Source organism: Gemmatimonadota bacterium, from assembly GCA_009841265.1.
Lineage (GTDB): Bacteria > JAAXHH01 > JAAXHH01 > JAAXHH01 > JAAXHH01 > JAAXHH01.
Window position 1 is genome coordinate 763,905 of sequence record VXMB01000009.1, and the last position, 16,192, is coordinate 780,096.

The window sequence follows — 16,192 nt, forward strand, 5'->3', positions numbered from 1 at the left end:
CGTCTAAACAACCACCCGTGCCCACCGAGCGGTCTTGAGGGCATCATCGCCGGCGTAGTAGACGACGAATACCTCGTTGCCCGGCAACCGAACCATCCGGGGATGCCCGAAACGCCAGCGTTCCATGTCGCCCCACAGTTCCGACTGGGATCGCCCGCCGCCGGCGCCGGATTCTGTGCCGACGGTGCTGTCGTAGACCAGGAGATCCCGATCGCGGTCCCAGTGCTCCCCGAAATTCTCGCTGATGGAAAATACAATGCCGGGGAAATCCCGGCGCCGCGGATAGGCGGCCAGCAGCCGGTCCCCGCCCAGGGACAGGGGCTGGCAGTGCTGGCCGGGCAGGCCGGTACCCCGAGGAATGGTCCATGACCGTCCATCCGGGGTTCCGTAAGCGATATGGATGTCGATGTCCGACCCCATCCTGAAATCATGGGTCCAGAACGTGGCGGCGAGGCGCCCGTCAACGGGGTGAATGGCCAGCCGCTGGTCCCAGTAGGCCAGCGCGTTGTCCGTATGGCGGGCTACGGTGACGAACTCCGGCCAGGTCCGGCCGCCGTCCCGGGAGAAGCGCAGCCGCGCCGCGGGCCGGCCGGGTGTCGGATCCTCGTATTCCTTCCACTGTTCGTAAGGCTGGGCAAGGACGCCGCCGGGCAATTGGATAACGGCATGCGAACAGGGTGACGCGGCGAGGTGGGGCGACGTATCCATGGGCCGTGGCGGGCCCCAGGTGCAGCCTCCGTCCGCCGACTCGACGTGCATGATGCGCATGGGCAGCAGGCCCTGCGTTACCGGGTGGATGAAGGGTAGATCCGGGTCGGAACGGTCGACCCACAGGGCCGTGGCCGTGAGCCTGCCCGGTACAAGCTCCGTACTGGTCAGCCCCTTCAGTTCGCCCGGTGTGCCGTCCCAGGATCCCTTCCCGTATCCGTCATAACGAAGATCCCAAGTCCGGCCGTTATCCGGCGATGCCCATATACAGGCGTGCCCGTCCACCGAGTCGCGTGCCGACCCCCACCGTCCCGACACGAGCAACGTGCCTTCTTGCAGCCGGTTGAGGGTGGTGAAGGCGCAGTTCCTACGGTGATCGGGGATCGCCTGGCCGTCGCCGATCACGCCGGAATCGAGGACTTCCACACGAAGCTCCTGAGCTATAACCCATTACAGGACAGGTTGTTAGGCGTCTTTGTTCCAGTGGTGAATCAGGCTGGATTCATCATAAGATACGACCTTGCATGCGACTTCCGATGCACGGAACATCTCCCACTGCCGGTCCGGCGTCCCCGCCGTATAGTAGGCCGTGACCAGCCGGCCGTCTTCGAGGCGGGCCGTGGAGGGATAGCCGATGTCGCCGCCGGGCAGGGTATCGTCGAGCACCAGTCTTTGGCCATCCCAGGTCGTCCCGCCGTCCCGGCTGATCAGGCCCTCCACGCCGTAGGGCGGATGCCGGCGCCCGAAGACGAGCAGCAGCCAGCCGTTGGACAACAGGGTGAGGTCCGGCGGGTGTTCCTTTGCGTCCGTGACCCGGCCGATCCCGCGCCAGGTGTACCCGCCGTCCTCCGACACACAGGAATACAGCGCCTGCTCCGCGCGTTCCTCGGATCGGGCGACGAACAGCCAGCGGCCGTCGGGCAGGATGGCTGCGTCCGATTCGTTCAGTCCCAGCGCCACCAGGGTCGGTTCCCCCCATGAACGGCCGTTGTCCGTCGACCGGAGTATGTACGTCGGCGTCGTCGCGGGGCCGACCCGGACCGTGCCCTCCCCGGGCTCGCAACACGGCGAACCGCCGTAGATCAGCATGTGCATGACACCGCCGCCGGTGAAGATCTTGCCGAAGGGCGAGGCCCCGTTGATCGGAGTGTAATCGATGAGCTCGTCGCCGGTCCAGGTCCGGCCGCCGTCCGTAGAGAAAACGACCCGGGTATCGGCCCGGCCCATTTCCGGTTTCCAGGCGCCCTCTTCGTCATAGGAGCCCTGCCAGTGGTAGGCAAGCACGAGCGTGCCGTCCGGCGCCATGCCGAGTGCGGGGTTGCGGTCGTCTCGTTCGCTGTCGGCTACCGTCACAGGCGCGGACCAGGTCAGCCCTCCGTCTGTGGAGCGTCCCACGTCCAGCCGTCCGCCCAGGCCCATGTGCGCGGCGCCGCCGCGGTAGGCCATGAGCAGTTCATCGCCGCCCAGGCGGGCAATGACCGGAAAATAACCTTGTCCCGCCACCGCGTCGACGGTCCGAGTGCCGGGGAGCAGGCGCACATCGAGTTTATCGGGCATGTATGGTTTGCTTCCTTCGTTTGAGCGTTCGGTCGGTAAAGCGGATTTGGCAATGCGGATATGGGACCGACGGTAACGCCGGCTGCCATCGATGTCAAGGAGATCGAGCAGGTAAAGGCGGCTTCACTCCTTGAGCGTCCGGCACGGTTCAGCACAGCAAAATCCGCACGCGACAATCGCATCGATACGCACTGGATTAAATACTTGACATAAAAGTCAGGTTTGCTATATTCACATAGGCATTTTGACGTCAAATCGGACCGTGAAGGAGACGTTTTCATGAAAGTGACCGCCCAGGAAGAATACGGCCTCCGGTGCATTCTACAGCTGGCGCGATACCATTCCCGCGACCCGGTTACGGGACGGCAGATTGCCGAGTCGGAAGGCATTTCCCTGGATTACGTATCCAAGCTGCTGATGATCCTCAGGCGGGCGGAACTCGTCCGAAGCGTGCGGGGGATCCGGGGAGGTTACGCACTGGCCAGGGAACCGCGAAGCATAACGCTGGGCGAGGTCATGCGCGCCTTGAGTTCGGAAGAGGGGATCGTGATTACCAGCCCGGACAGCCACATGTGCGATCATTTCTCCGGCCATCTGGAGGCGTGCGCGCACCTCAACGCCTGCGCAATCCGGCCGGTGTGGACGGTCCTGGCCCGGTACATGTCCGGTGTGCTCGATCACATTACCCTCATGGACCTGCTGCAGACTGAACACCAGGTCCTCGAGGTGGTGGAACAGGTCTCTCAGGATACCATGCGGGACCAGGCGATGGGCGATATGATCCAGATAGGCCGTTAGCACGGCAGGTTCAGTAAGACAGGTTCGGCACGACAGGTTCTACAACGTTTCAAGGAGACACAATGGAAGCCATCGAAACTCTAGCCCAGCAGGAATACAAAGAAGGCTGGGTGACCGATATTGAGATGGAAACGGCGCCGCCGGGGCTCAACGAGGATATCATCCGGTTCATATCCGCCAAGAAGAAGGAGCCCGAGTTTCTGCTGGAGTGGCGCCTGAAGGCCTACCGGCACTGGCTCACGATGAAGGAGCCCAATTGGCAGTACATGGCCTATCCGCCGGTCGACTACCAGGACATCGTCTACTATGCCGCGCCGAAGAACACGCCGCAGTACAACAGTCTCGACGAGGTGGATCCCGAACTGCTGGCGACCTACGACAAGCTCGGCATCCCGCTGGAAGAGCAGAAGGTGCTGGCGGGCGTGGCCGTGGACGCGGTCTTCGACAGCGTGTCGGTCCACACGACCTTCAAGGACAAGCTGGCCGAGCTCGGCATCATCTTCTGTTCCTTTTCCGAGGCGGCGCAGGAACACCCCGACCTGGTGGAGAAGTACCTGGGCACCGTGGTGCCGTACCGCGACAACTATTTCGCGACGATGAACTCGGCCGTCTTCAGCGACGGTTCCTTCTGCTACATCCCGCCCGGCGTCCGATGTCCCATGGAACTCTCCACCTACTTCCGCATCAACACAGCCGGAACCGGCCAGTTCGAGCGCACCCTGATCGTCGCCGACGAAGGTTCCTACGCGAGCTACCTGGAGGGCTGCACCGCGCCCATGCGGGACGAGAACCAGCTGCATGCGGCGGTCGTGGAACTGGTCGCCCTGAAAGACGCGCAGATCAAGTATTCCACGGTGCAGAACTGGTATCCGGGCGACGAACAGGGCAAGGGCGGCGTCTACAACTTCGTGACCAAGCGCGGGGCCTGCAAGGGGGATAACAGCAAGATCTCCTGGACCCAGGTGGAAACGGGATCGGCCATCACATGGAAGTATCCCAGCGTGATCCTGCAGGGCGACCATTCCATCGGAGAGTTCTATTCCGTAGCGCTGACCCGCAACAAGCAGGTGGCCGACACGGGTACCAAAATGATCCACGTGGGCAAGAACTCGCGCAGCACCGTGGTTTCCAAGGGGATATCCGCCGGCAACGGGCAGAATGTCTACCGGGGAAGGATCCAGGTCCTGAAGAAGGCGGACGGGGCGCGGAACTACACGCAGTGCGATTCGATGCTGATCGGCGACCGCTGCGGCGCCCATACCTTTCCCTATATCGACGTGGGAAACAACTCGGCGAACGTGGAACACGAAGCGTCGACGGCCCGGATTAGCGAGGACCAGCTTTTCTATTGCAAGACCCGGGGCATATCCACCGAAGACGCCATTTCCATGATCATCAACGGGTTCTGCAAGGAAGTATTCCAGGAACTGCCGATGGAATTCGCCGTGGAGGCGAAGAAGCTGCTGGGGATCAGCCTGGAAGGCAGCGTGGGTTGACGAGGACGGGCGGCGAGGTCCAGGACGGCCAGGTCCAGGACGGCCAAGCCCAAAACCGCGGATCACAAGAGGAGAAAGCAAGCGAGATGGCATTACTCGAAATCAGGAATCTACGTGGCGGGATCAAGGACCAGGACATCATCAACGGGATCGACCTGACCGTAGACCGGGGCGAGGTCCATGCGATCATGGGACCCAACGGCTCCGGGAAGAGCACGCTGGGCAAGATCCTTGCCGGCCACGAGGAATACGAAGAAACCGGAGGCACGGTGCGGTTCCAGGACAAGGATCTCTTCGAGCTCACCCCCGAGGAGCGGGCCAACGAGGGCATGTTCCTGGCCTTTCAGTACCCGGTGGAGATCCCCGGCGTAAGCAACGCCTACTTCCTCCGGGCGGCGATGAACGAACGCCTGAAGTACCGAGGCGAGCCGGAGATTAGCGCCGGCGCGTTCCGGCGGCTGCTGGACGAGAAGATGAAGCAGGTCGACATGGACCCCGAATTGGCCCGGCGGCCGGTGAACGAGGACTTCTCCGGCGGCGAGAAGAAACGCAACGAGATCTTCCACATGGCCGTGCTCGAACCGACTCTCTCCATCCTGGACGAGACGGATTCCGGGCTGGACATCGATGCCATGCGCATCGTAGCCCACGGGATCAACCAGCAGCGCACCGCGGACAACGCGATGATCGTCATCACCCACTACCAGCGGCTGCTGGACTACGTCGTGCCGGACTACGTCCATGTCATGTACCAGGGCCGTATTGTGAAATCGGGCAGGAAAGAACTGGCCTTTGAGCTGGAAGAAAAGGGCTACGAGTGGATACGGGAAGAAGTGGAAGCCGCGGGTTGAATTTATCCAGGGAGCATGGAACCACGAAATGACGGAATCACTGAAGCAGGCGACGACCAGTAGATACACCACGTTTTACGACGCTTACGACCGCATCCGGTCCCTGGATGCACCGCTCTGGCTGCACAGGATCCGTTCGGACGCCATGAAGCGCTTCCGGGAACTCGGCATGCCGGTCGCCCGCGAGCTTTCCTTTCCGCTCAAGGAAGACTGGATATACACCGATCTCCGGCAGATCGCGGATACCTCCTACCAGGACGGACCAGGCGGTCCAGGCGGTCCAGCGGAAACGAAGCTGGACGAGGAAGCACTCGCGCCTTACGAGTTCGGCCAGGACGGCTGGCACCGGCTCGTTTTCGTAAACGGCGTGCACGCACCCGCGTTGTCGCACGGGCCGGACTTGCCACGGGGTGTCGTGGTAAGCAGCCTTGCCGATGCGCTCGTGGAGCATCCGGAGCTCGTCCATCCGCACCTCGCGCGCTATGCCGATTACGAAGGCACCGGGCTGACGGCGCTGAACACGGCCCTGATCGAAAACGGCCTGTTCGTCCACGTACCGCGCGGAGGAGCGCTGGAAATCCCGGTGCACGTGCACTACGTAACGACGGGGCACGACGCGCCCCTGGCCACGCAGCCGCGAACGCTCATTGCGGCGGGCGACGGGGCAAGCCTCAAGGTGGTCGAGAGTTATTCCGGCATGACGGATCAAGCCTACCTCACCAACGCCGTAACGGAGATCTCCGTGGGGCGGGACGGCAACGTGGACCATTACCGGATCAACCGGGAAGGCGAAGGAGCCGCCCATCTGTCCACCACCCAGCTCCACCTGGAGGGGAACGGCCGGATCTCCACCTTCAACATGAGCATGGGCGGCGCGTTGACCCGGAACGACACGAACGCCCGGCTCGCGGGCGAGCACGCGGTGGTGCGCATGAACGGGCTGTTCCTGGTCGCGGGCGGCCAGCATGTGGACAACCACACCGCCATCGATCACGCCGTGCCGAACTGCGACAGCTACGAAGTGTACAAGGGCATCCTCGCGGGCCGGTCCCGCGGCGTGTTCAACGGCAAGGTGTTCGTGCACCAGGACGCCCAGGAAACGGACGCCAAGCAGCTGAACAAGAACCTGATGCTCTCGTCAGACGCGATGATACACACCAAGCCGCAACTCGAGATCTACGCGGACCAGGTGAAATGCACCCACGGCGCCACCGTGGGCCAGCTCGACGAAGACCAGATCTTCTACTTGCGTACCCGCGGCCTGTCCCATGACAGCGCTTGCCACCTCCTTACCTACGGGTTCGCGGCCGACCTGATCCGGCGTCTCGGGATCGACGCCGTACGTACCTCGCTGGATACGCTTTTCGAAACCACTATCCGGGATCTTTCGGCGGCTCGGGGCCGGACGGAAAGATAGCGGATACATTACACGCGCACAGGGGCTGACGAATGGATACGGATGCCGTTAAAGAACGGATTGTGGACGTATTGAAAACGTGCTACGACCCCGAGATCCCGGTCAACATCTACGAAATGGGACTCATCTACGAAATCGACGTGCAGCAGGACGGTATGACCAACATCAAGATGACGCTCACTTCGCCGAACTGCCCGGCGGCCCAGTCGCTGCCCGCCGAGGTGGAGACCAAGGTCAAGGACCTGGACGAGGTGTCGGACGCCCTGATCGAAATCGTCTGGGAGCCGCCCTGGCATATCGACATGATGACCGAAGACGCCAAGCTCGAACTCGGCATAGACTACTGATCGCATATGGTTAGGAGATCATGGAAGAAGCCCTGTTAGAAACGCCACGCAAGCTGGATGACGCGGTGCGCCTGTCTGACGAACACGCCCTGCGTTACCGCGGGGATTTCCCCATCCTGGACCGGAAGGTGCACGGCAAGCCGCTGGTCTACCTGGACAACAGCGCCACTTCGCAGAAACCCCGGGCCGTGCTCGACGCCCTGGACGACTACTACACACGGCTGAACGCCAACGTGCACCGCGGACTCCACACGCTCAGCGAAGAGGCGACCAACGCCTACGAGGCCGCCCGCGAACGGGTAGCGCGCTTCATCAACGTACCGGCCCGCAACCTGGTCTTCGTGCGGAACACGACCGAGGGCATAAACCTCGTGGCAAGCGCCTGGGGCCGGAAGAACGTCGGGACGGGCGACGAAATTCTGCTTTCGGTCATGGAGCACCACAGCAACATCGTGCCCTGGCAGATGCTGGCGCGGGAAACCGGCGCCGTGCTCCGGTATTTCGATATCCGTGAAGACGGGTCGCTCGACATGGACCAGGCGGACGGCCTGATCACTGAGCGGACGCGCATCGTGTCCATCGCACACATGTCGAATGTGCTGGGCACAGTCAATCCGGTCGAGGCCATCGTGGAACGGGCCCACGCCGCCGGCGCGCTGGTCTTCGTGGACGCCGCGCAGAGCGTGCCGCACATGCCCGTGGACGTGGCACGTCTGGGCTGCGATTTCTTCGCGTTTTCCGGCCACAAGATGTGCGGTCCGACCGGCATCGGCGGACTATACGGAAGGCAGGAACTGCTCGAAGCGATGGATCCCTACATGGGCGGGGGTTCGATGATCGATGAAGTCCGGCTCGATGGATTCACCAGCGCGGACGTCCCGGAGAAATTCGAGGCGGGCACCCCCAATATCGCCCACGCCATCGTCTTCGGCGACGTGGTGGACTACCTCTCCGCCGTCGGGATGGAGCACATACACACCCACGAAAGGGCGTTGACAGACTACACGATCGAACGGCTCGAGGAAATCGACGGCCTGACGGTCTACGGTCACGCGCCGGGCCGGGGAGGGGCGATCTCCTTCAACCTGGACGACATGCACCCCAGCGACCTGTCGACGGTGCTGGACCGCCAGGGCATCGCCATCCGCGCCGGGCACCACTGCGCGCAACCCCTCATGCGCCGGCTCGGGACGCCCTACGGCGCCACGGCGCGGGCAAGCCTCTATTTCTACAACACCTCCGAAGAAATCGATACCATGATCGGAGCCATCCACCGGGCGCGGAACCTATTCGGCGCGTAATCGCTCTGCCTCAACGAGCCGATGTCGGATCCGTCAACGCGATACCATGACGCCCTTTACGGTCGACGCGGGCATGTCGCCCATCATGCGCGCGGGCCGCATGCCCCTGGCCGTTTCCCTGGGATTGAGCGCGTCGCATTGTGTGCCGAATTTCGGCATGGCGAAGGGCAGGTGGGAGTTGCCCCGTGCGAGGATGTGGAGGTGATTCGCGGTCGGCCCCTCGAAGTCAGCGCCATGGTTCCACGGCACCCAGGACCTCGCGTTGCAGTAATGGCCCACGAATGCCCGGCGGAACCGCGTCCCGGTCCGGTTCTCGTGCGAGCGGTGCAGGAGATGGCCGTGAATGAACAGGACATCGCCCGGCGCCATCAGGGCGGCCACTTCGCGGTCGGCGTATTTCCCGGCGACAGGGGCCAGCCCGTTCACGGACTCGTCCGTCGCGCTGGCGCCCTCGATTACCCCGAGATCCCCTATGGCGCCGTCGGTGTGATTCTGGCCTAGCTTGTTTTCGTCCGGATAAATCGGTTCATGATGCGATCCCGGGATGACCGTCACACAGCCGTTGTCTTCGTCCGCGGGATCCACGGCCAGCCAGGATCCTATCAGCGTGTCGGGATAGGTGGGAATGTAGTACGAATCCTGGTGAAAACCCTGGCCTTCGCGGCCGGGCGGCTTCAGGAACAACATGGTCTGGAGCGCCAGCACGTCCGGACCGATCAGGGCTTCGAGCACGTCCAGGATGCGGGGTTGCAGCAGAAATCGCTCATGCAGCGCGTGCTTCCGGTGAAGCATGTGTATGCGCAGCCAGTGCTGTCCCATCTGTTCGGACGTCAACCCGGGCGGCGGCGGATCGACCCCTTCGATGGTTATCCTTCCCTGCATCAGTGCTTCGGTATGGCGGCGTATATCTTCCACCTCCGCTCCGGGCACGAGTCCGCGGACGACGAGGTAGCCATCGCGGTGATAGTCGATATAGTCCTGGACGCCGATCCGGTATCGGTCCGTCGACATGGTGCGCTCATCCGGGTTGAACGATGGTGGGTGTGTCGATTTCGGCCAGGCGCCGTACAGTTTCCGGCCGGGCGCTGTACCGTTTCCGGTCAGGCGCCGTAATACCGAATAAAACCCTTGAGTTGTGAAAAGGGGTTGAAATTTCTTGCTCGTAAGTTAATTTACGTTATTCGTGCGAAATTCTGCACTGAAATGTTTATTGTTGTTGATTTGTATAGGCTTGGACTATATATGAGTTATGCGATCAAGTCCCCGGGTTCTACAGCGTTATGAATCCAAATCACATTGGCGCCGAAGAGGTTGAGTTCTTTCAGGAGAATGGCTATCTCCAGATTCCGGGGTTTTTCTCGAAGCGGGAAATCGCGGAACTGGCCGACGCGCTGGACAAGACGATCGAGAAAAAGAGAGCACGGATACTGGGTGGTGGAGGCGAGACGGACGACGATTATAACCGCGTTTTCAACCAGATGGTCAACCTGTGGGTAGACTACGAGGTCATCCGGAAGTACTCGTTTGACGCGCGGCTGGCGGAGATCGCCCGGAAGATATCGAAGTGCAAGCGCCTGGCCATCTACCATGACCATGGACTGATCAAGCCCGGCGGTGAACAGAGCAAGGCAACAAACTGGCACCAGGACGCACCGTACTGGCCCATGGATCAGGTCGGCGCGCTATCGGCATGGATCGCCGTGGACGATGTAGCGGTGGACAACGGTTGCATGCAGTTCATACCCGGATCGCACAAGTACGGCCGGTTGGCACCGGTGCCGCTGAGCACGGAAGGCGCCAGCGTACTGAAAGATATCGAGAGTACGGACGTCGAAGTCGATGTCGAACCCGTCGTGATGGACATGGAAGCGGGCGGCGTGACTTTTCATCATGGATGCACGTTCCATTACGCTACGCCGAATCGCACCTCATCACCCCGGAGAGCGCTGGCGATCATCTACATACCGGAGTACGTGAACTACAACGGCCGATGGGACGCGGGCGGCGACCAGACCATGAAACCGGGCGAACCGTTCGGAGGACCGCTGCATCCGATCCTGGCATCGGGTTAAGCGGATGCGTGACCGGTCCAGGCAGGACCAGGCCGGTCCAGGCCGGACCAGATGCACAGAAACCAGGGAAAACCTATGGAGTACAGATTGCTGATTTTGCCGAACAAGGCAGTATTTTAAACCTGTAAAGGGGGTTGGTTTCATGGAGATCAGTGTCGACCGAGCAAACGAAGTACTTATTGCGAAGGTTGAAGGTCGAATCGACGGCGCCAACGCGCGGGAATTCGAAGACGCGCTCAACGGCGCCATCGGTGAAGACGACAGCAAGGTGCTGCTGGATTTCAGTACCTTGTCCTACATAAGCAGTGCGGGCCTGAGGGTCATCCTGCTGATCGCGCGACTACTCCAGAAGCGGAATGCCGCGTTCGCATTGTGTTCGCTTTCGGATCCGATCCGGGAAGTCTTCGAAATCAGCGGTTTCGACAAGATCATATCCATTCACGATTCCCAGGCCGAAGCGGTGGATAAGATCGGCCGGTAGGCGCCTCTTCCCGTTTATGCTTCGCGACGCGGCGTACAGGCGTCCTGTTGAACTGTGAAACGGGAAACGGCCGCGGCGGTTTCCGGGGGTGAAATGACGCAGACTCCGTACAAAATCCTTGTAGTGGACGACGAGCCGGATCTCGAACACCTGATGCGGCAGCGCATGCGCCGTGACGTGCGTTCCGGCCTGTATACGCTGTATTTCGCCCAGAATGGCGTAGAAGCCCTGGAACGCCTGAACGAAGTGCCCGATATAGACATGGTCCTCTCCGATATCAACATGCCCCGGATGGACGGTCTAACGCTGCTGGCGCAGATACCGAACATTGCCCCCGACATCCGCGCCGTGGTAGTATCCGCCTACGGGGACATGAAGAACATTCGCACGGCCATGAACCGGGGCGCCTTCGATTTCATTACCAAGCCGATCGATTTCCAGGACCTGCGGGTGACGATTGAGCGCACGCTGAAGAACATGGAGGAATGGCGAGAAGCCCTGGAGTCGCGGGACAAGCTTGTACGGCTACAGAACGAACTGAACGTGGCCAGCAAGATGCAGCAGTCGATCCTGCCCACCGAGTTCCCCGATTCAGATCATTGCGAGATTTATGCGAATATGGAACCGGCCCGTGAGGTCGGCGGCGATTTTTTCGACGTTTTCGGCCTGCCCGGAGGCAAGATTGCCCTGGCCATCGCAGATGTTTCCGACAAAGGCGTTCCCGCCGCCCTGTTCATGATGTCCAGCCGGACCCTGCTGAAGGGCTCGGCGATCGGCGCCATTGAACCCGGCGCCGTGCTCAAGGAGGTCAACGACCTGCTTACCGAGGAAAACGAAGCGGCCATGTTCGTCACGACCTTCTACGCGGTATTCAACCCCCAGACCGGACAGGTGGACTATTCCAATGGTGGGCACAATCCTCCGCTGGTGGTGCACCCCGATGGCTCGTCGACGCTTCTACCCGGCACGGACGGCTTGGCGCTCGGGGTTTTCCCGGGGGTCAATTTCGGCCAGTCCTCCGTAGTGCTCTCGCCGGGCGATCTCCTGTTGCTTTATACCGACGGCGTAACCGAAGCCATGAACGCCGACGGGGAGGAATTCGGCATGGACCGCCTTCAGGCGGTTTTCTCCGATGCCCCTCCCGACAGTACGGAAGCCGCCAACAAGGCAGTGTTCAAGGCGGTCCATGAATTCGCCGGAGAAACGCCGCAATCCGATGACATAACCTGTGTTACCGTGCTTCAACGCCAGGCCTGATCATGAGCAGAAGACTGTCCCTAAGCCTGCCCACGAAACTCGACCAGCTGGAGCGCATCTACGAAGCGGTGGATGAACTCGGCGAGTCCGAAGAGTGGCCGCCGGGCATGGTCTACCAGGTCAAGCTGGTCCTCGAGGAGCTGGGCGTGAACATCGTTACACACGGCCACGCCGGCGAGTCCGACCACGAATTCGAAATCGTGCTGGATTCGGATACCGACGCGCTGACGATCGAATTGCGGGACGAAGGGCGGCCTTTCAATCCCCTGACCGACTCGCCCGAGCCGGATGTCGACTCCGGACTGGATGATCGGCCCGTGGGCGGCCTCGGCATCTACCTTGTCCGGACCATGATGGATGAACTGAGCTACCGCCGAGAAGACAACCGGAACATACTCACGATCGTAAAACGGAAGGAAAGCGGATGAGACGAACGCGCGACCACTGGGCGGTCATCATGCTCGCCCTTTGTGCGACGGCGTTCTCTCCCGCTTTATCCTTTGAAAACAGCGGCGCGAACGCCTCCCAGGTCGAAGAACCCGGTGTGACGACCGAGCCCGAAGCGGCGACCGAGCCCGAAGCGGCGACCGAGCCCGATGCGGCGACCGAGCCCGGTGTGACGGCCGAACGCATACTCTTCGGCCAGTCCGCGGCTTTCAGCGGTCCGGCCCGCGAACTCGGGCGGAACATGAACCTCGGGATCGAGGCGGCCTTTCAGGAAGCGAACCGCCGGGGCGGCGTACACGGAAGACTGCTCGAGCTAATCACGCTCGATGACGCCTATGAGCCGGAAGCCGCGATCGCGAATACCCGGAAACTGATCGAGGAGGAAGGGGTTTTCGCGCTGATCGGCGCCGTCGGCACGCCCACCTCCCGTTCGGCCGTTCCCATAACCGCGGAGGCAGGCGTACCCTATATCGCGCCATTCACCGGCGCGATTTTTTTACGAGACAACACCGATACGGGCGTCATAAACCTGCGCGCCTCCTATTTCCAGGAGACCGAGGAAATCGTCGACCGGCTTTCGCGCGACCTCGGAATCACGCGCATCGGCGTGATGTACCAGAACGATTCCTTTGGCCGGGTCGGATACCGCGGCGTTCGGCGCGCGCTGGAACGCCGGCAACTCGATCCCGTGGCGATCGGCGTATATCCCAGGAACACCACCGCGATCAAGGCCGGCCTGCTCGATCTGCAGCAGGGAAAACCGGATGCTGTCGTGGTGATCGGCGCTTATCAACCGGTGGCCACGCTCATTGCGTGGGCGCGGCACGTGGGTTTCAATCCCGTATTCGCAACGATTTCATTCGTAGGGAGCAATGCGCTGGCCGGTGAGCTGGGTCCTGACGGCCGCGGTGTCCTGGTCTCTCAGGTGGTGCCCTTTCCCGCTGCCGGAAACATCGCCATCGCCGTCCAGTATCGCAGAGCGCTCTCCGCGCACGCGCCGGGCACGACCCCCGGGTTCGTTTCCTTCGAAGGATACCTCGCCGGCAAGCTGACCATCACCGCCCTCGAGGGCTGCGGCCCCAACGTAAGGCGTTCCTGCCTCACGGAGAGCCTGAATCGGGCGGGAACGATCGACCTGGGCGGTCTTCGTCTTGAATTCGGCGAAGGGGACAACCAGGGTTCCGACGCGGTCTTCCTCACGGTGATCGGCCAGGACGGCCGTTACCATCCCATCCGTACCCTCCGGGACGTGATGCCATGATCAAGCAGTGGCTGCTGTGGCTGTACGACAAGGGCCCATCCCGTATATCCGGGCAGCTGTATCTGGGCATCGGGGCGGCGGTAGCGCTTACCATGATGACCAGTATGGTGGCGTGGTTCGCCTTCAACGAGGTCGGCGAGGCCCAGCGCGAAGTAAACGAAGTCGCCGTACCCGAGATCGCGGCGGCTTTCGGCGTCGCCCAGCGGAGCGGAACGCTTGCGGCGGCCGCGCCGCGCTTGACGGCTGCTCAAACCCCCGAAGCTCTCGAATCCGTAACCGCGAGCATCTCCGAAGAACGTGAGAGTTTCGCGGTGCAGCTGGAAGCCATCGCCGGCTACGGCATGGAAGACGAACGCTTTCAACGCATCAGTGAGGCCGGCAACACGCTGATGTCGAATATCGCAATGATCGAGGAGTCCGTGGCCAGGCGCTTCGAGCTCCAGGAGCAGGGCCGGCAGCTTCGTCTTGAACTGGAACGGCTGCAATTCGAGCTGACGAGCATTCTGGTCCCGGCGATCGACAACCAGTTGTTCTACACGGTAACGGGATACCGGGATATCGATCAACCGGTAGCGCCCCGCGAGGAATACCTCTCCGAAGAGGAACTGCAACGGTACAGACACCTGGCCGATCTGCAGGCCGAGGCGACTGTCAGTACCCGGATCCTTTCCAACGTCTTCAACCTGTCCGATGCCGATCGACTGGAACCCCTGCTGGAGCGCTTCGAGTCGGCCGATGGCGGCGTGGAGAGAAGCCTCGCCGGCCTGGGCGCGACGCCCCTGCGGCAACGGCTCGAACCGGTATTCACCCAGCTCTTCGAACTGGGCAGCGGCCAGGGCAAGATCTTCGAGATTCGCGGCGAGGACCTGGACCTGATCGCCCAGCAACGGGCCTTGATCGAGAACAACCGGGATCTGTCCGTCGAACTGGTGGCCGAGGTGGAAAGCCTCGTGAATTCGGCGCAGGAAAGTACACAGGCCGCCACGATTGCGTCGACGGAGACGATCCAGGTGGGCAGGCAGCTGCTCCTCGCCCTGAACGCGGTCAGCCTGACCGGCGCCTTGCTGATCGCGTGGCTGTTCGTCGGAAAGGTGCTGCTGCGCCGGCTGGAGTTTCTATCGGAACACATGCGGCGCATGGCGGGGGGTGATCTGAAGCAGAAAGTCGAACTGGACGGCCGCGACGAGGTGGCGGACATGGCTGCCGCGCTGGAAGTCTTCAGGCTTCACTCCATCGAAGCGCAAAGGCTGAACCTCGTGGAGAAACTGGCCGAGGAACTGCGCGGAAAGAACGACGAGCTGGAAAGCACGCTGGCGGAACTCCAGAAGGCGCAGGATCAGATCGTCATGCGGGAGAAACTGGCGGCCCTCGGCGAGCTCACCGCGGGCGTGGCGCACGAGATCCAGAACCCGCTGAACTTCGTCAAGAACTTCGCGGAGTCCTCGGAAGAACTCCTCGAGGAAATGAAGGAAGAACTCCCGGCGGCCGGCGGTACGATCGACGAGGAGCAGGACGGACTGATCCGCGAGATCGGCGGCGACCTTACGGAAAACCTGCGTCGGATCCGGGAGCATGGCGAACGGGCCAACCGGATTGTACGCGATATGCTCCAGATGGGCCGCGGTTCGGGAGAGAAGCAGTCGACCGACGTAAATGCCCTGCTGGAAGAACACGCCCGCCTCGCCTACCACGCCGCACGGGCATCGAACGCGGACTTCCAGCTTGAAATCCACGAAGACTTCGGGTCCGATCTGGGCGAGATCGAGATCGTCTCCCAGGAAATGGCCCGGGTATTCCTGAACATGGTGAACAACGCCTGTCACGCCACCAACGAGAAGCGGGAGGACCCGGACACGGAATCCGGTTACGTCCCCGGAATCTGGTTATCCACCCGCCGCGAGGAAGATCAGATCGTCGTCCGGATAAAGGACAACGGCAAGGGGATACCGCCCCACGTGATCGACAAGATCTTCAACCCCTTCTTCACCACCAAGCCCACAGATCAGGGTACCGGTCTCGGTCTGGCCCTGTCGAACGATATCGTCCGCGAACACGGTGGTTCGATCGTGGTGGATTCTGATCCGGGCCAGTACACCGAAATGGCCATCAGGCTACCTGTGGCCGCGGTCGAGACCGCGCCGGAAACCCCCGCCGCATCCCCTACCGACCCATCAGCCTGAACAAGTTCGATGACCCGAT

The 16,192-nt window shown here is 61.8% G+C and carries 15 protein-coding genes; 12 read left to right on the forward strand and 3 right to left on the reverse strand.

Features of this window, described 5'->3' with window-relative positions:
* Positions 1-3: 3 nt before the first annotated feature.
* Positions 4-1,134 carry an exo-alpha-sialidase gene (locus F4X08_08210; GenBank protein ID MYD25782.1) on the reverse strand — a complete coding sequence of 377 codons (1,131 nt, stop codon included), beginning with the start codon at positions 1,132-1,134 and terminating at the stop codon, positions 4-6.
* A 39-nt stretch (positions 1,135-1,173) separates the two neighbouring features.
* Positions 1,174-2,265: an exo-alpha-sialidase gene (locus F4X08_08215; GenBank protein MYD25783.1), complete on the reverse strand. Its 1,092-nt coding sequence runs from the start codon at positions 2,263-2,265 to the stop codon at positions 1,174-1,176.
* Between the two features lie 279 nt (positions 2,266-2,544).
* On the opposite strand from F4X08_08215, the gene F4X08_08220 reads away from it, so the two are divergent.
* The 6 genes from F4X08_08220 (at position 2,545) to F4X08_08245 (ending at position 8,475) form a co-directional block, all read left to right on the forward strand.
* Entirely contained in the window at positions 2,545-3,063 is a 519-nt protein-coding gene (locus F4X08_08220) for an Rrf2 family transcriptional regulator (protein ID MYD25784.1), read from the forward strand.
* Positions 3,064-3,125: 62 nt separating this feature from the next.
* Positions 3,126-4,559: a Fe-S cluster assembly protein SufB gene (gene sufB / locus F4X08_08225; protein ID MYD25785.1), complete on the forward strand. Its 1,434-nt coding sequence runs from the start codon at positions 3,126-3,128 to the stop codon at positions 4,557-4,559.
* 86 nt (positions 4,560-4,645) lie between these two features.
* Complete coding sequence (gene sufC, locus F4X08_08230) at positions 4,646-5,410, forward strand: Fe-S cluster assembly ATPase SufC (protein ID MYD25786.1); 765 nt, start codon at positions 4,646-4,648, stop codon at positions 5,408-5,410.
* A gap of 28 nt (positions 5,411-5,438) precedes the next feature.
* Positions 5,439-6,827: a Fe-S cluster assembly protein SufD gene (gene sufD / locus F4X08_08235; GenBank protein ID MYD25787.1), complete on the forward strand. Its 1,389-nt coding sequence runs from the start codon at positions 5,439-5,441 to the stop codon at positions 6,825-6,827.
* Positions 6,828-6,859: 32 nt separating this feature from the next.
* The gene (locus F4X08_08240; protein MYD25788.1) at positions 6,860-7,174 is read left to right on the forward strand and encodes a DUF59 domain-containing protein; all 315 of its coding nucleotides are present in this window, start codon (positions 6,860-6,862) and stop codon (positions 7,172-7,174) included.
* Between the two features lie 20 nt (positions 7,175-7,194).
* Complete coding sequence (locus F4X08_08245; GenBank protein MYD25789.1) at positions 7,195-8,475, forward strand: cysteine desulfurase; 1,281 nt, start codon at positions 7,195-7,197, stop codon at positions 8,473-8,475.
* Between the two features lie 33 nt (positions 8,476-8,508).
* Here F4X08_08245 and F4X08_08250 read toward each other — a convergent pair whose 3' ends face one another.
* Positions 8,509-9,486, reverse strand: coding sequence for a phytanoyl-CoA dioxygenase family protein (locus F4X08_08250; protein ID MYD25790.1), 978 nt, complete (start codon positions 9,484-9,486; stop codon positions 8,509-8,511).
* Between the two features lie 269 nt (positions 9,487-9,755).
* Between F4X08_08250 and F4X08_08255 the strand changes: the two genes are divergently transcribed.
* The 6 genes from F4X08_08255 to F4X08_08280 all read left to right on the forward strand — a co-directional run bounded on the left by F4X08_08255 (position 9,756) and on the right by F4X08_08280 (position 16,173).
* Positions 9,756-10,547 (forward strand): phytanoyl-CoA dioxygenase family protein, encoded by a 792-nt coding sequence (locus F4X08_08255; GenBank protein MYD25791.1) that lies wholly within the window; start codon positions 9,756-9,758, stop codon positions 10,545-10,547.
* A gap of 142 nt (positions 10,548-10,689) precedes the next feature.
* A complete protein-coding gene (locus F4X08_08260; protein MYD25792.1) occupies positions 10,690-11,028 on the forward strand; it encodes an STAS domain-containing protein in 339 nt (112 codons plus the stop codon).
* 93 nt (positions 11,029-11,121) lie between these two features.
* Complete coding sequence (locus F4X08_08265; protein MYD25793.1) at positions 11,122-12,285, forward strand: SpoIIE family protein phosphatase; 1,164 nt, start codon at positions 11,122-11,124, stop codon at positions 12,283-12,285.
* Positions 12,286-12,287: 2 nt separating this feature from the next.
* A complete protein-coding gene (locus F4X08_08270) occupies positions 12,288-12,713 on the forward strand; it encodes an ATP-binding protein (GenBank protein ID MYD25794.1) in 426 nt (141 codons plus the stop codon).
* A gap of 29 nt (positions 12,714-12,742) precedes the next feature.
* Positions 12,743-13,993: an ABC transporter substrate-binding protein gene (locus F4X08_08275; GenBank protein MYD25795.1), complete on the forward strand. Its 1,251-nt coding sequence runs from the start codon at positions 12,743-12,745 to the stop codon at positions 13,991-13,993.
* On the forward strand, positions 13,990-16,173 hold the full coding sequence (locus F4X08_08280) for a HAMP domain-containing protein (GenBank protein ID MYD25796.1): 2,184 nt from the start codon (positions 13,990-13,992) through the stop codon (positions 16,171-16,173). The genes F4X08_08275 and F4X08_08280 overlap by 4 nt, the downstream gene beginning before the upstream one ends.
* The last annotated feature ends 19 nt before the right edge of the window (positions 16,174-16,192 follow it).

Coding starts and splice junctions, on each gene's coding strand:
- F4X08_08215 (MYD25783.1), bottom strand. CDS start 2,265: ATGCCCGATAAACTCGATGTGCGCCTGCTCCCCGGCACTCGGACCGTC.
- F4X08_08220 (MYD25784.1), top strand. CDS start 2,545: ATGAAAGTGACCGCCCAGGAAGAATACGGCCTCCGGTGCATTCTACAG.
- sufB (MYD25785.1), top strand. CDS start 3,126: ATGGAAGCCATCGAAACTCTAGCCCAGCAGGAATACAAAGAAGGCTGG.
- sufC (MYD25786.1), top strand. CDS start 4,646: ATGGCATTACTCGAAATCAGGAATCTACGTGGCGGGATCAAGGACCAG.
- sufD (MYD25787.1), top strand. CDS start 5,439: ATGACGGAATCACTGAAGCAGGCGACGACCAGTAGATACACCACGTTT.
- F4X08_08240 (MYD25788.1), top strand. CDS start 6,860: ATGGATACGGATGCCGTTAAAGAACGGATTGTGGACGTATTGAAAACG.
- F4X08_08245 (MYD25789.1), top strand. CDS start 7,195: ATGGAAGAAGCCCTGTTAGAAACGCCACGCAAGCTGGATGACGCGGTG.
- F4X08_08250 (MYD25790.1), bottom strand. CDS start 9,486: ATGTCGACGGACCGATACCGGATCGGCGTCCAGGACTATATCGACTAT.
- F4X08_08255 (MYD25791.1), top strand. CDS start 9,756: ATGAATCCAAATCACATTGGCGCCGAAGAGGTTGAGTTCTTTCAGGAG.
- F4X08_08260 (MYD25792.1), top strand. CDS start 10,690: ATGGAGATCAGTGTCGACCGAGCAAACGAAGTACTTATTGCGAAGGTT.
- F4X08_08265 (MYD25793.1), top strand. CDS start 11,122: ATGACGCAGACTCCGTACAAAATCCTTGTAGTGGACGACGAGCCGGAT.
- F4X08_08270 (MYD25794.1), top strand. CDS start 12,288: ATGAGCAGAAGACTGTCCCTAAGCCTGCCCACGAAACTCGACCAGCTG.
- F4X08_08275 (MYD25795.1), top strand. CDS start 12,743: ATGCTCGCCCTTTGTGCGACGGCGTTCTCTCCCGCTTTATCCTTTGAA.
- F4X08_08280 (MYD25796.1), top strand. CDS start 13,990: ATGATCAAGCAGTGGCTGCTGTGGCTGTACGACAAGGGCCCATCCCGT.